Source organism: Variovorax sp. 20P10.2.4 (assembly GCF_058244205.1).
The window spans coordinates 1-13,202 of the sequence record NZ_JBZAYE010000164.1 but is presented as its reverse complement, the minus strand read 5'-3'; the positions used below and the strand labels follow the sequence as shown (position 1 = coordinate 13,202).

12 protein-coding genes are annotated in these 13,202 nt (G+C 68.9%); 7 read left to right on the top strand and 5 right to left on the bottom strand.

Annotation, left to right across the window (positions count from 1 at the left end; translation table 11 throughout):
• Positions 1-114: 114 nt before the first annotated feature.
• Positions 115-1,092 carry a Bug family tripartite tricarboxylate transporter substrate binding protein gene (locus tag AC27VN_RS17305; RefSeq protein WP_296785849.1) on the bottom strand — a complete coding sequence of 326 codons (978 nt, stop codon included), beginning with the start codon at positions 1,090-1,092 and terminating at the stop codon, positions 115-117.
• Between the two features lie 62 nt (positions 1,093-1,154).
• Between AC27VN_RS17305 and AC27VN_RS17300 the strand changes: the two genes are divergently transcribed.
• The 4 genes from AC27VN_RS17300 to AC27VN_RS17285 all read left to right on the top strand — a co-directional run bounded on the left by AC27VN_RS17300 (position 1,155) and on the right by AC27VN_RS17285 (position 4,849).
• The gene (locus tag AC27VN_RS17300) at positions 1,155-1,901 is read left to right on the top strand and encodes a GntR family transcriptional regulator (protein WP_093347174.1); all 747 of its coding nucleotides are present in this window, start codon (positions 1,155-1,157) and stop codon (positions 1,899-1,901) included.
• A 140-nt stretch (positions 1,902-2,041) separates the two neighbouring features.
• The gene (locus AC27VN_RS17295) at positions 2,042-3,013 is read left to right on the top strand and encodes a tripartite tricarboxylate transporter substrate-binding protein (RefSeq protein ID WP_490877311.1); all 972 of its coding nucleotides are present in this window, start codon (positions 2,042-2,044) and stop codon (positions 3,011-3,013) included.
• A gap of 14 nt (positions 3,014-3,027) precedes the next feature.
• A complete protein-coding gene (locus AC27VN_RS17290) occupies positions 3,028-3,384 on the top strand; it encodes a hypothetical protein (RefSeq protein WP_143129245.1) in 357 nt (118 codons plus the stop codon).
• 142 nt (positions 3,385-3,526) lie between these two features.
• Complete coding sequence (locus AC27VN_RS17285) at positions 3,527-4,849, top strand: hypothetical protein (RefSeq protein ID WP_490877310.1); 1,323 nt, start codon at positions 3,527-3,529, stop codon at positions 4,847-4,849.
• A gap of 6 nt (positions 4,850-4,855) precedes the next feature.
• On the opposite strand, the gene AC27VN_RS17280 is transcribed toward AC27VN_RS17285, so the two are convergent.
• The 3 genes from AC27VN_RS17280 to AC27VN_RS17270 form a co-directional block, all read right to left on the bottom strand.
• Positions 4,856-5,659 (bottom strand): alpha/beta fold hydrolase, encoded by an 804-nt coding sequence (locus AC27VN_RS17280; RefSeq protein ID WP_490877309.1) that lies wholly within the window; start codon positions 5,657-5,659, stop codon positions 4,856-4,858.
• A 133-nt stretch (positions 5,660-5,792) separates the two neighbouring features.
• Positions 5,793-8,027, bottom strand: coding sequence for an LVIVD repeat-containing protein (locus tag AC27VN_RS17275; protein WP_490877308.1), 2,235 nt, complete (start codon positions 8,025-8,027; stop codon positions 5,793-5,795).
• Positions 8,028-8,077: 50 nt separating this feature from the next.
• Complete coding sequence (locus tag AC27VN_RS17270; RefSeq protein ID WP_490877307.1) at positions 8,078-8,581, bottom strand: hypothetical protein; 504 nt, start codon at positions 8,579-8,581, stop codon at positions 8,078-8,080.
• 277 nt (positions 8,582-8,858) lie between these two features.
• Here AC27VN_RS17270 and AC27VN_RS17265 point away from each other — a divergent pair, with 277 nt between their 5' ends.
• Complete coding sequence (locus AC27VN_RS17265) at positions 8,859-9,266, top strand: hypothetical protein (RefSeq protein WP_093347152.1); 408 nt, start codon at positions 8,859-8,861, stop codon at positions 9,264-9,266.
• Positions 9,259-9,726 carry a YybH family protein gene (locus tag AC27VN_RS17260; protein ID WP_093347148.1) on the top strand — a complete coding sequence of 156 codons (468 nt, stop codon included), beginning with the start codon at positions 9,259-9,261 and terminating at the stop codon, positions 9,724-9,726. The genes AC27VN_RS17265 and AC27VN_RS17260 overlap by 8 nt, the downstream gene beginning before the upstream one ends.
• 15 nt (positions 9,727-9,741) lie before the next feature.
• Here the strand turns inward: AC27VN_RS17260 and AC27VN_RS17255 are convergent, their stop codons facing one another.
• On the bottom strand, positions 9,742-12,036 hold the full coding sequence (locus AC27VN_RS17255) for a TonB-dependent receptor (protein WP_490877306.1): 2,295 nt from the start codon (positions 12,034-12,036) through the stop codon (positions 9,742-9,744).
• A gap of 314 nt (positions 12,037-12,350) precedes the next feature.
• Between AC27VN_RS17255 and AC27VN_RS17250 the strand changes: the two genes are divergently transcribed.
• Positions 12,351-13,202, top strand: an 852-nt coding sequence (locus AC27VN_RS17250) for a LysR family transcriptional regulator (RefSeq protein ID WP_490877305.1), incomplete at its 3' end; no start/stop codon positions are given.

Sequence of the window (13,202 nt, the reverse complement as noted above, 5' to 3'; positions counted from 1 at the left end):
AGATCGAGGATCAGCGCCTGCGCGCCGCGCTCGCCCGCGCGCGCGAAGAAGCGCGGCTCGAGCACCGGCACGAACAGCGCGCAGCGAATGCGGTGGGCGTCCATCGGCGGCTCCTCAATCGGCGGTGATGCCCAGCCGGGCCACCACGCCTTCCCACACCGGCGCGTCCTTCAGCATCTGGGTGCGGAAGCTCTCGACCGGCATCACCAGCGGCTCGGTCTCCATGCTCGCGAACTGGGCCTTGACCTCGGGCGAGGACATCACGGCCGCCATCTCGGTGCTGATGCGCTCAACGATGGGCGCGGGCAGCTTCGACGGACCGAACAGCCCGCCCATGGTGTTGAGCGTGAGGCCGGGATAGCCGAGCTCGGCCATCGTCGGCACCTCGGGATAGGTGGCCAGGCGCTGCGCCGAGGTCACGGCCAGGGCCCGCAGCCGCCCGCCGCGGATCAGCGCGCCCGCGGCGATCGGGGAGTCGGTGGAGAACAGCACCTGCCCGCCCGCGAGGTCGGCCAGCGACTGGCCGCTGCCCTTGTAGGGCACGTGGGTGGCCTTGGCATGGACCTGCTGCAGGTACATCTCGGTCGCCAGGTGCGTGAGCGTGCCGGTGCCGGAGGACGAATAGCTCGATGGCGCGGCCGCCAGCCGCTTCGTCAGTTCCTGCAGGCTGCGCGGGCTGTCGGGCTGGGTACCGACCAGCACCATGTAGGGACTGCGCAGCGCCGCGGCCACCGCGGTGAAGTCGCGCAGGTGGAACTTCGCGTTGCGGTTCATCGCGGGCACCACCACCAGCGGCGCGGTGGTGCTCAGCAGCAGCGTGTAGCCATCGGCCGGCTGGTCGAGCACGAACTGGTGGCCGATGATGCCGCCGCCACCGGCCTTGTTCTCCACGTACACGCTCTGCTTGAGCCGCTCGCCGAGCTTGCTCGCGAGCAGGCGCCCGATCACGTCGCTGCCCGAGCCCGTGCCCTGCGTCACCACCAGCCGGATCGGTTTGCTGGGGTAGGTGTCGGCCAGCGCCAGCGGTGCCACGCCGGCCAGCGGCAGTGCGGCGCCTGCGGACAGCGCGCGGATAAAGTCTCTACGATGCATGCGTTTGTCTCCAGTGGCGTCTGCTTCGCCTAATTAGTCGAATATTCGAATATTATCTCTTCATGGCGCATCCAACAAGTGCCGGCGCGGCGTTGACCATCCAGGACATCGTCGACGCCATCGTCCGCGAGATCGACGAAGGCCGTTATCCCGTCGGCAGCCTGCTGCCTTCCGAAGCCCAGTTGCAGGCGCAGTTCGGTGCCACGCGCTACCGCCTGCGCGAGGCCATGAGCGCGCTGCGCAAGCTCGGCGTGATCGATTCGCGCGCCGGCATCGGCACCCACGTGCTGGCGCGCAATCCCACGCCCTTCTTCGTGCACTCGCAGCAGACGCTCGAAAGCATCATGGAGGCCGCGCGCACCACGCAGCTCAAGCTCGAACGCGCCGGCCTCGTCGCCGCCGACGAGCAATTGGCCGGCCTGCTGCAGGCCGAGCCGGGCAGCCAGTGGCTCTTCCTCGACACGCTGCGCTACCTGCGCGGCGAAGCGCGCCCCACCGGCGCGCTGTGGCTCTACATGCGGCCCGAGTTCGCGGGCGTGGCCGAGCGGCTGGAAGCATGGAACGGCCCGGTCTTCAAGCTGATCGAGCGGCTCTACGGCGTGGGCGTCGCGGTGGTGGAACAGGAGATCGACGCGGCGCCGCTCGAATCGCGCCTGGCCGAGCGCCTGGATGCAGTGCCCGGCTCGCCCTGCCTGCAGGTCACGCGCCACTGGTTCGATGGCGCGGGCAAGCTGGTGCAGTGCTCGGTCGGCCTCTATCCACAGGGGCGCTCGCGCTATCGGTCGCGGCTGCCGCTCGCGAGCCTCTGAGTTCGCACGGCCGGGCATCGGGCGCCACCGATGCCGAGGCTGTCGGTGTTCACCTAAGGTGACCGCCTTAACAACCAGGCGTCTTCTGCGCGGCGTGGGTGGGCTATAGCATTTTCGGCTTCACCCACAACGAGACATCAATGAAGCGCCTGTTCACGATCGCGATCGCGGCCCTCGCCGCCCTTCCTGCGTTCGCCGAGTATCCCGACAAACCGATCATGATCGTGGTGCCCTTCGCGGCGGGCGGCCCCACCGACAAGGTGGCGCGCGACTTCGCCGAGGCGCTGCGCAAGCCGCTGGGCAACGTGGCGATCACCATCGACAACACCGGCGGCGCCGGCGGCACGCTCGGTGCCGCCAAGGCGGCGCGCGCGGCCAACGACGGCTACACGCTGATGCTGCACCACGTGAGCATGGCGACCTCGCCCTCGCTGTACCGCAAGCTGCCCTACAAGACCCTCGAGGGCTTCGAATACCTGGGCCTGATCAACGAAGTGCCGATGACGCTCATCAGCTCGAAGTCAGTGCCCGCGAACAACTTCACCGAGCTGCGCAAGTGGCTCGAGACCAACGGCAGCAGGACCAACCTCGCCAACGCCGGCATCGGCTCGGCCTCGCACCTGTGCGGCCTGATGCTGCAGAGCGCGCTGAAGATCGCGCCGCAGACCATCCCCTACAAGGGCACGGCACCGGCCATGACCGACCTGATCGGCGGCCAGGTCGACATCATGTGCGACCAGACCACCAACACCACCGCGCAGATCGAGGGCAACATGGTCAGGGCCTATGCCGTGACCACGCAGCAGCGCCTGAAGACGCCAGTACTGGCCGCCCTGCCCACGCTCGACGAGAGCGGCCTGAAGGGCTTCAACGTCAGCATCTGGCATGGCCTGTTCGCGCCCGCGGGCACGCCCAAGGCAGTCACCGACAAGCTCAATGCGGCGCTGAAAGTGGCGCTCAAGGACCCGGCCTTCATCAAGAGCCAGGAAGGGCTCGGCGCCGTGATCATCACCGACGCCCGCGTCAACGGTCCGGAGCACAAGAAGTTCGTCGAGACCGAGATCGAGAAGTGGGGCGCGGTCATCAAGGCGGCCGGCCAGTACGCGGACTGAGCATGGACCGCGCCATGACGACGAATCCGAACCGCCTGCGCCTGCGGCTGATCGCCCTGGCAGCGCTGGCGCCGCTCGCGGGCGCCGCTGCGGCCGCCTCGCCGAAGTTCTCGGTCGAGCTCGTGGGCGGCCGCATCAAGGGCGACGACACGCTGAAGGTGCGCCAGGGCGACCAGGTGCAGATCAGCGTGGTCAGCGACCAGCCCCTGGTGCTGCACCTGCACGGCTACGACATCGAGGCCCAGGTGACGCCCCCCGCACCGGCGCTGCTGAGCTTCAAGGCCAGCCTCGCGGGCCGCTTCCCGGTGCACGAGCATCGCCACGGCCCGGGCAACCATCGCGCCGTGATGTTCATCGAAGTCCATCCCTAGGCGCGCCCTGAAAACGCTTCGCTTCGGGACCGGTCTCGCGATCGCGTGCGCCTCGGCAGGCGCGCGGGCGCACGGCTTCGGCCAGCGCTTCGACCTGCCGCTGCCGCTGTGGCTGTGGCTCACGGGGGCCGGCGCGACCCTCGTGCTGACCTTCGCGGCGCTGGCGCTGTTCGCGCGGCGCCACGACTTCGGTTCCTCCTTCCTGCGCGACACCGACCTGCTGCGCTTCGCGCCGCTGCGCCGGATCGCGCACCCGCTCGCGGTGGTGCTGCGAACGCTGGGCTGCGCACTGTTCGTGCTGACGCTGGCCACCGGCTTCCTCGGCAATTCCGACGCCTATGCGAACCTGATCGTCACCATGGTCTGGGTGCTGTGGTGGGTCGGCATGGCCTTCTTCTGCGCGCTGGTCGGCGACCTGTGGGAGATCGTCAACCCGCTGCCCACGCTGTACAGCGCCGCCGCGCGCCTGGTCGGCGGCGGCCGCGAATCGCTGGGCCTGCGCTGGCCCAAATGGCTGGGCGCCTGGCCGGCGGTCGCGCTGTTCTTCGCCTTCGCCTGGACCGAGCTGGTGTGGCAGGACAAGGACCTGCCCTCCGCCCTCGCCGGCGCCCTGCTGGGCTATGCGCTGCTGAGCTGGGCCGGCATGCTGCTGTTCGGCGTGGAGGCCTGGCGCCACCGGGCCGATGCCTTCGCGATGGCCTTCCGCGTGCTGGGCCGCTTCGCGCCGCTCGAGCTGCGCGGCTCGACGCCGACCGAGCCCGCGCGCCTGCGGCTGCGGCCCTACGGTGCCGGCCTGCTGACGACCGAGCCGGTGCCGAATTCGGTGGCGGCCTTCGTGCTGCTGATGCTCGCGACCGTCACCTTCGACGGCTTCCACGAAACCCCGCTGATGGACCGCATCGGCACCGCCGCCCAGACCTCGCGCACGGTGGCCGAGACGCTGTTCACGCTGTCTTCCGCGACCGGCATGGACGAGACCCAATGGCTCAACAGCGTCATGCTGCTGCTGTTCCCCGTGGCCTTCGTGCTGATCTTTCGCGGCGTGGGCGCGTGGATGCTGCGCCTGGCCGGCAGCACCGAACGCGCGGCCGTGAACGCGATGGTCTGGAGCCTCGTGCCGATCGCCGTGGCCTACCACCTCGCCCACTACGCCTCGCTGCTGCTGACCACCGGGCAGTTCATCGTTCCGCTCGCCTCCGATCCCTTCGGCTGGGGCTGGAACCTGTTCGGCACGCGCGGCCGCGCGGTCGACCTCGGCATCGTGAGCCCGGCCGTCTACTGGTACACGGCCGTGACGCTGATCGTCGTCGGCCATGTGCTCGCGGTCGTCGTCGCCCATGTCGAGGCCACGCGCCGCTTCGCGAACCACCGCGCGGCGATGCTGAGCCAGCTGCCGATGCTCGTGCTGATGGTGGCCTATACGAGCCTGAGCCTCTGGATCATGGCGCAGCCGATCGTGGGGTGAGCGGCGTCACGCCAAGGCGGCCTGGCGCTTCAGAAAGCCCTCGACCACGCCCGCGAAGTACGACGGATGCTGCTGCATCGGGTAGTGCCCGCAATCGGGCACCACCTGCAGCTCCGCGTTCGGATGCCACGCGAGGAAGGTGTGCTTCATCGCCTCCGCATCGAGCCCCGGATCCCTGTCGCCGACGACGACCAGGAACGGTGTGTCGAGCCCTCGCACCTCGTCGGCGAAATCGGCCGTAACCAGCATGTCGAGGTAGCGCCTGCGGCATGCGGGCGCCACCGCCTCGCGGTGGTGCCGCACCTTCTCCTCGACCCATTCGTCGGGCAAGCCCCCGCCGACGAACTTGAACAGCCGCCGAAGCGCGTTGTCGTCGTCGGCCGTGCTGGCAAAGAAGGCCAAGGCCTCCTGACTCAGCCTGTTGCCGGCGGCTGAAACCGGGCACACGGCGATCGCGCTCGCGATGCGCAAAGGCGCGTCCGCCGCGAGGTGTTGCGTGACCATCCCGGTCATCGAATGGCCGAGCACGTGGAAGCGCCGCCAGCCGAGGCGGTCGGCGAGCGCGAGGCAGTCCGCGGCGATCTCCTTCACCGTGAACTCGCCCGGCAGTGCGATCGACAGCCCATAGCCGCGCAGGTCGGCGAAGACATGGGTGAACGCCTGGCCGTCGAGCCAGGGCAGGAGCGCGTCGTAGTTCGCGTGGTCGCCGAGCCAGTCGTGCAGGACCAGCACGGGGATCGGCCCATGGCCATGCCGGACGTATCCGAGGCCGGCGGGCGATGCGGGGCGAATCTCGAGGGGTTCTTTCATCTCTGGGTTCCATGGAAGTTGCGGAACAAAAAGAAAACGCCCTCCCGGCGAACCGGGAGGGCGTTTTGAAAGTGCCGCGATGCTATCGACCGCGCGAGCGAAGGTCAACAGGCATGCGCGGTCCTTGGCATCTTCAGCTCTTGAGGTTCGCCACCGTCAGCTTCCCGCCGCTCTGCAGGTAACCATTGGTCGTGAACGAGCAGCCCTCGGTGCAGCTCAGCGAGAAGAAGCCCTTGTTGCCGCCGTTGTCGGTCACTTGCAGGCGGAACTTCGCGGGCTGGCCGTCGAAGCTGCCGTCGGCGTCGATCTGCACCGAGTTGCTGGTGGCCGTGACCTGCGCGCCATCGGCGTCGATGGCCGAGCCCAGGCGCGTCACCGCGCCCAGCTGCACCTTGTTGCCCAGGCCTTCGATGCTCAGGCTGACGCTAGCGCCCTTGCTGTCGCGGCCGGCCTTCAGCGCCACCGTGATGTCGCCCTGCGCCGTCGCCACCTTGCCGCTGACGTTCGCGCTGCGGCTCATGCACGGGTTGTACTGCGGGTTGGTCAGCTCGAGCGAGACCAGGCCGCCCTGGTTCCAGCCCGTGTAGTAGAGGCAGTTCTCGGCGTCGTAGCGCGGGTCGGGACGCGTGAAGTCCATCTTGCTCGGCGTGTTGCGCCGCGCGACGTAGTAGCCGATCTCCTTCGGGCTGGTCGGATCGGTCCAGTCGGCGAAGCGGATGCCGCCCGATGCGGCCGCGTAGACGGCCACGCGCATGTGGTTGCGGTCGTCGAAGTTCAGGTAGTGGACCATCGGGACGTTGCCGCCCTCGGCCACCAGCGTCGGGCAGACGCTGGCCTTGTTGGCATCCTGCTCATAGGTGCCGACGATCTTCGGATGCTTCTCGTCCGAGATGTCGATCATGCGGCCGAAGCTCTGCTGCTTGCACTGGTTCGGCAGGCCGTTGGTGTCGCTGGTCGTCAGGGCGTACGACTCGTCGGTCGAGACGATGTACTCCTTGCCGTTGACGTGCCGCACCCATTCGGTGGCGTGCGTCGCGGCGGTCGAGGTCATGCGCGCATAGCCGCCCTGCTCGAACTCGGGGTTCGGCTGCTGGTCGCACCACGAGAGGAAGCTGACGTACTTCAGCTTCGGATCGGCCGCGCGCTTGACGATGTCGCTCGAGTCCATGATCAGCAGGCCGTTGGCGCAGGTCTGGTCGCGCCAGAAGGTGGTGGTGGGCGTCGGCAGGTTGCCGGCCACCTGGCCACCGCCGCCGTACACCGCGAGATAGAGCCGCGTGCCGTCGGGGTTGGTGCTGACGTCATGGATGTTGGTCGCGGCCATGATGCGCCAGTTCTTGTTGTTCTTCACCTCGTCGGGCAGCTGCGAGCGGTTCCAGCTCAGCAGCAGCTTCGGGTTCTTCGGATCGTCGAGGTTGGTGATGTGCAGGTCGACGCGCTTGTTGTCGATGGTGTAGTTGGCGAAGTTGTCGTCCGTGGGCGAGGTGCCGCCGGTGATGAGCGTGGTGCCGCCGTCCTTGGCCGTGGTGCCGAAGGGCACGCCGTACCAGGTCTTGCCGTCGGGCGAGAGCCAGCCGTCATGGTGGCCGCCCGAGGACTGGTAGCTCGCGTTCAGCGGCACCGGGTGCAGGCAGTCGCTGACGTCGTAGACGTCCACCATCTTGTTGTCCTTGTAGCCGGCCACCAGCAGGTCGCCCGACAGCTCGAGGCCCGAATAGGCTTCGAGGGCGGCCGGGGTGCGCAGGATCTTGCCGTTCGGATTGACGGGCGTGGCGGCAGTGGTTTCCTCGCCCCACTTGTTGGTGCTCGTGGCCTTGACGCTGGCCGACGGCGCGGTGCCGACGACCGTGGTGTCGCCGCTCGCGGGCACGACCTGCATCTTCGTCGGCGTCTTCATGTCGAACACGATGATGCCGGTGGTCAGCGCGGCATCGCCGCCGGCCGCGCCATCGCGGTTGGAGGCATAGGCGCAGCGCGTCGAGCCCTTGGCCTTGATCTGCAGGTCGCCGAAGGCGCCGCGGCCGAACAGCGTGTTCTGCGCGACCTTGCGCGCGCCGCACCAGTAGCCCTGGAAGCCATCGGGATTGGCGGTGGCGTCGTACATCGCCGACTTGGGGATGTGGCCATTGACGCCCGGCTCTCCCTGGTCCCCGGGGCCGGGCTCGCACAGCCGCGGCGGTGTCACGTAGTCCTGGGCCACCGGCCCGGTGTCGGTGGGCGGCTGGTCGGTGGACCCCGCGGGTGGCGGCGCGGAGCCGACGATGAGCGGCGCGCTGTCGTTGCTGCCGCCGCACGCGGCGAGCAGCAAGGCGCTGGCGAGGGCGCCAACCAACAGCAGGTTGGCTCTGGGGGCTTGTCTTCTCTTCATGGTTCTTCTTTCTCTGTCAAAAAACACGGGGCCAGGGGAAAGTCTTCGCGTCAATGTCCGAAGGGGGCGGGGTCTCCCGCGAATGCCGGTTCCACGTCCGGCTCCGGCGGGTGGGCCGGACGGGAAGGCAGCGGCGATGCGACGGTGCGGTCGGTCTCGATCACCACCGACTGCCCCGCGCCCGCGAGCACGACGCTGTCGGGCTGGATCGCGCTGACGGTCAGGCCCTCGACGTGGCCACCGACACGCAGTTGCAACAGCTGCGAATCGCCGGTGCGGCGCATCAGCGCGAAGCTGTCCACGCCATCGGCCGCCACGACCGTGCCGACGAGCTTGAAGGCCGAGACCGACAACGCGGCATCGACCGGCTTCGCGGCCACCGGCACGGGCTTCGGTGCCGGTGCCATCGCAGGTGCCGGAGCCACAGCGACCGGCGGCATCGGCACGACGGCCTCATCGGACGACGGCCACCACCACATGGCCGACAGCGCGACGGCGAGCACCGCCACGAGCCACCAGGGCCAGCGGATGCGATGCGTCACGGAAGCCTGCATGGATGTCGATGTGGTTGTGGTTATGGAGTGGGCGCAGAGATTAGTTGTGAAAGCCCCGCGTCAGAAGACGACCAACGGTTAAAACGTTCGTCGCAGGTGAGCGCATGAATCGCATCGCGGGCCCTGCCCGGGACCCTCGCCGACACTGGCGTCGCGGCACGAAAGCCGCGTGTTTTCATCGCATTCGGACGTCGATCGCGATGCACCGTGATCCCTTGCGCGCGCGCGCCGCGTCGATAACATCGCCGGCTTCTTTGAATGGAGGCAAGGGACAGCGATGTTGCTGACGACATGGATCCTCGCCGGCGCGCGGGCCTCGGCCATGGCCGCGGCCCTGCTGCTCGCACAGCACGCGGTGGCCGGCCACGACGCGGTCGACCCCGCGCTGCGGCGCTTCACGGCCAAGGTGACCGGCGTGGGCCAGGCCGGCAAGGCGGGCCGCATCGCCACCTTGCGCTTCGAACCGATCGGCCCGGGCATGGTGGCGCCCCAGCGCAACGAGATGCGCGGCTGGCGGCTCACCTTCATCCGCGGCAAGATGTTCGGCCGCACCCTGTGGCTCAAGAGCAATACGCCCGACGAACTCACGGTGCGCGCCACAGATCCCTCGATGGAAGGCGTGAACGCCGGCGACATCGTCATCATCGAATTGATCGACCCCAAGCTGGTCGACCCCCATGCGTAGGCTGCTGCTCGCCGCCGCGAGCCTGGTCCTGGCCGCCGCGGCGGGAGCGCAGACCGTGAAGCTGCCGGCCGACGCGGTCGACGGCTTCCACGCGGCACTCAAGCGCAAGGACACGGGCGGTGCGCTCTCCTACCTCGACCGTTCATTGGTGGTGTTCGAGTTCGGCGTCACCGACCCGACGATCGAGGCCTATGCGCTGAGCCACCTGCCGGGCGACATCGACATGGCGGCCGTCTCCACCTGGACCCTGCAGGCACGCCGCCTCGGTGGCAGCGGCAACGAGCGCTGGGTGCTCAGCACCTACCACGTCACGGGCAAGCTGCCCGATGGCAAGCCCATCGACCAGGTGATGCAGGAAACGGCGATCGTGCGCCGTGCCGGCGACAGCTTCCGCATCGTCCACCTGCACTGGTCGAGCGACAAGCTCTGGGCGCAGCCGCCGCGGCCCGCCGCGCCCTGAGCGCAGCGCGGCCCCTCACAGGTCGAAGCGCAGTTCGGTCGTGTAGGTGCGTTGCGGGTACGGGTGGAAGTTCCAGTAGCGGTCGTTGTTCGCGTTGTCGATGCCGAAGGCCGCCGACCACTGCTTGTCGATCTGGTAGCGGACGCGCAGGTCGACCGTGAAGTAGCGGCTCGCGCCGAAGTAGGCAAAGGCGTTGACGTCGCTGTTGTCGAGGTTCGAGTACTGCCGGCCGCTGTAGCGCGCGGCCACCGTGAAGGCCCAGCGCGCATCGGGCTTGTAGGTGGCGTAGGCGGTGGCGCGCCAGCGCGGCACGCGTGGCTGCCATTTGCCCACCGCCGCCGGAAAGGCCGCGTCGGCCACCGTCTTCGAATCGGCATAGGTCAGGCTGCCGCCGAGATCGAGGCCCTGGATGCCGACGTCCTGCCCGGTGTAGGCAAGCTCCACGCCGGTGGTGCGCATCCGGTCGACGTTCTGCACGCGCGAGACGGTCGAGTTCGGGATCAACTGGCTGTAGAGCGCGTTCTTCGTGGTCTCGTGGAACAGCGTGGCGCGCAGCAGGCCGTTGCCCAGGTCCTGTTCGGCCGTGAGTTCGCCGATCCACGACTTCTCGGGCTCGAGGTTCGGGTCGTTGACGAACGAGAGCGCGCCGCCCGAGGTCGCGCCATAGAGTTCGCCCACCGTCGGATAGCGCACCGCGCGGCCCACCGAGGCCTTGATCACCGTCGAAGGCGCGAGCTGGTAGGCCAGGGCGGCCTTGGGCGAGAGGTCGGACTCGCTGCGCGAGGCATAGGGCTGCGCACTCGTGGCCGTGGCGGTGAAGCCGTCCGTGGCCTTCCACTTCTCGTAGCGCAGCCCGAGCACGGTCTTCCATTGCGGCGCGAAGGACCATGCGTCCTGCGCCCAGGCACTGAGCGTCTGGCTGCGCCCGCCCACCTGGCTCACGGGCGTGAACGCGGGGCCGTCCTGCCAGTCGCCGAGCACGTTGGTCTTGGCGATGACGAGCTTGTAGGCATCGCGGCCAACACCGAAGTCGACCACGTGCGCGCCGCCCACGCCCTGCGGCCGCCAGGTGCCCTTGGCCGCGAGCGTGTTCCAGCCGGTGCCGCCCTGGTCCTGCAAGGTGCCGGCACCGCCGAGGGCCGCCAGCGGCAGCGCGACCGTGGGCGAGCGCTGCGTGTCCTTGGCGTAGTCGTAGAGGCTGGCGGCCACCTCCCAGTCGAAGGTGCCCTGGGTGTTGCTCTTGACGGACAGCCCGTGCATGAAGTGCGTGGCGCGGTCCTCGGTCCATGGAAAGGCCGTGGGCGCGAGCGTGAAGCTGCGCCCGCCGATGTTGACCGGCCCGCTGTAGACCGGCTGGCCGCGTGCATCGACGAGGTAGCTCTCGCTCTGCCCGCTGCCCGCGTTCTGCCACCAGCCGAGCGTGTAGCTCGCGCGCAGCGTCGGCGAGATGTCGTAGGCCAGCTTGAGCTTGGCGTGGTCCTGCACCGTGCGGTACTGCGTGCCCGCGCCGAGGATCAGCCACGGGGCGTTGGTGGTGTTCAGGCCGGGCACCGCGCCGAACACCGGCGTTCCCGCGCCGCCGGCCACGGTGGACGCCAGCGTCGCCGTGGTGAAGGTCAGTGGCTGTCCCTGGCTGTCGGTGCGGTTGACGTCGATCCACCAGGACCAGTCGCCGCTGCGGCTGCCCAGCGAGGCGCTGGTCTGCCAGCCGTTGAAGCGCTTCTTCGTGCGGTAGAGCTCGTTGGGCTGCGAGGAGAAGCCCGCCTTCACATGGGCCTCGAGCTTGTCGGGCATGCGCGTCACGTAGTCGACCACCGCGCCCGCCGAGTTGCCAGGGTACGCGGCCGAGAACGGGCCGTACATCACGTCGACCCGCTCGATCTCCTCGGCCGTGACCAGGCCCCAGCGCGGCGCGAAGTTGGTGCCGTTGGCGATGCCGTTGCCCAGGTAGTTCGACAGCAGGATGCCGTCGGCATAGACGGCCGAGCGCGCGCTGTTGCCGGTGCCCGAGGCGCGCGTGGAAAGGATCGCGTGGTTGTAGTCGCCGATGTAGCGCTTGCGCACCAGCAGGCTCGGCAGGTACTTGAGCGCGTCCTCGCTGTCGGTGGCGTTCACGCGCGTCTCGATCTCGGCGCGCGTCACGCCCTCGATGGTGGTGGGTATCTGCGTGGGCAGCGAACTCGGCCGGGCGCCGGTGACCGTGACGATGCCGAGCGACTTGGCGCGCTCGGGCGCGTCCTGGGCCATGGCATCGGTTGCAACGCAGGGAAAGGCCGCGACCAGCGCGAGCGACAGGAGGGACCTGTTCATGAAGGCCTGGCGCGATCTGTAGCGGGAAGTCGCATGTCTCTGTTCTTGTTCGGATGCGCCGGCGCCGCGGCGCGAAAGCGGCAGAGGTTAGTCGCGGCCCGTGGCGCCCCGGAAGGACATCGGCGGTTAACTCGTTCACCAAAGGTGGGCACATGTCATCGGCTCCCGATGCACCGCGAACGCCGCAAACCCGCATGGATGCTGGCGTTTCCCTCGTTGCGGCGCATGCAGCACACGCCCGCGGCGGCGCTGCACCCCGGGAGCGCTTGCCGGATAATCCGGCCGATCACAACGACAACGAGACACGAGACAAAGTGCGCGAGGCCCACCTCCGAGATCTGATAGCCGTCATCGAAACCGGCAGCGTTCGATCCGCCGCGCGCAAGCTCGGCCTTGCGCAGGCGGCCGTCAGCAAGAACCTCACCGCGCTCGAGAAGTCGCTGGGCGTGCCGCTGCTGGTGCGTTCAGCGCGCGGCGTCGAGCCCACCGAGTTCGGCCGCATCGTGCTGCGCCGCGCGCGCGTGATCGATGCCGAGCTGCGCCATCTGCAGGAAGAGCTCGAGAGCGCCGGCGGCGAGGGCCGCAAGCTGATCACGGTGGGCCTGTCGGCCACGGCCGAGGCCATGCTGCTGCCCACCGCCGTGGCGCGCTTTCGCGAGCACACGCCGAACGCGCTGATCAGCGTGCTCGGCGGCCGCTCGTCGTCGACCATCGCGGCGCTGCGCGAAGCCAGGATCGACTTCGCGGTCGGCCCGCTGCCCACCGACCAGAGCCTGTCCGACCTGCACACCGAGCAGCTGTGCAGTTCCGACATGGGCATCGTCGTGCGCGCGGGCCACCCGGCCGCCGATGCGCGCGATCTGGCCGCGCTGGTGCCCTATGGCTGGCTCTACAGCGTGCAGCAGTCGGGCGGGCCGATGATCGTCACGCTGATGACCCGGCAGGGCCTGCCGGCGCCGACGCTGGTGGCGCATTGCGATTCCTCGAGCGCGCTGGTGTCGATGCTGCTGCAGAGCGACCTCGTCACGCTCAACAGCCTGGGCGGGCTGGAGCCATTGCGCGAACGCGGGCTGCTCAAGGTCCTGCCCATCAAGCTCGATCTGCCGCCGGCCGTGCAGCACCTCGTGACGCCGACGAAGCGGCCGCTGACCCCCTCGGCCGCGGCG

Coding starts and splice junctions, on each gene's coding strand:
- AC27VN_RS17300 (WP_093347174.1), top strand. CDS start 1,155: ATGGCGCATCCAACAAGTGCCGGCGCGGCGTTGACCATCCAGGACATC.
- AC27VN_RS17260 (WP_093347148.1), top strand. CDS start 9,259: ATGCGTAGGCTGCTGCTCGCCGCCGCGAGCCTGGTCCTGGCCGCCGCG.
- AC27VN_RS17290 (WP_143129245.1), top strand. CDS start 3,028: ATGACGACGAATCCGAACCGCCTGCGCCTGCGGCTGATCGCCCTGGCA.
- AC27VN_RS17270 (WP_490877307.1), bottom strand. CDS start 8,581: ATGCAGGCTTCCGTGACGCATCGCATCCGCTGGCCCTGGTGGCTCGTG.
- AC27VN_RS17275 (WP_490877308.1), bottom strand. CDS start 8,027: ATGAAGAGAAGACAAGCCCCCAGAGCCAACCTGCTGTTGGTTGGCGCC.
- AC27VN_RS17265 (WP_093347152.1), top strand. CDS start 8,859: ATGTTGCTGACGACATGGATCCTCGCCGGCGCGCGGGCCTCGGCCATG.
- AC27VN_RS17255 (WP_490877306.1), bottom strand. CDS start 12,036: ATGAACAGGTCCCTCCTGTCGCTCGCGCTGGTCGCGGCCTTTCCCTGC.
- AC27VN_RS17305 (WP_296785849.1), bottom strand. CDS start 1,092: ATGCATCGTAGAGACTTTATCCGCGCGCTGTCCGCAGGCGCCGCACTG.
- AC27VN_RS17295 (WP_490877311.1), top strand. CDS start 2,042: ATGAAGCGCCTGTTCACGATCGCGATCGCGGCCCTCGCCGCCCTTCCT.
- AC27VN_RS17280 (WP_490877309.1), bottom strand. CDS start 5,659: ATGAAAGAACCCCTCGAGATTCGCCCCGCATCGCCCGCCGGCCTCGGA.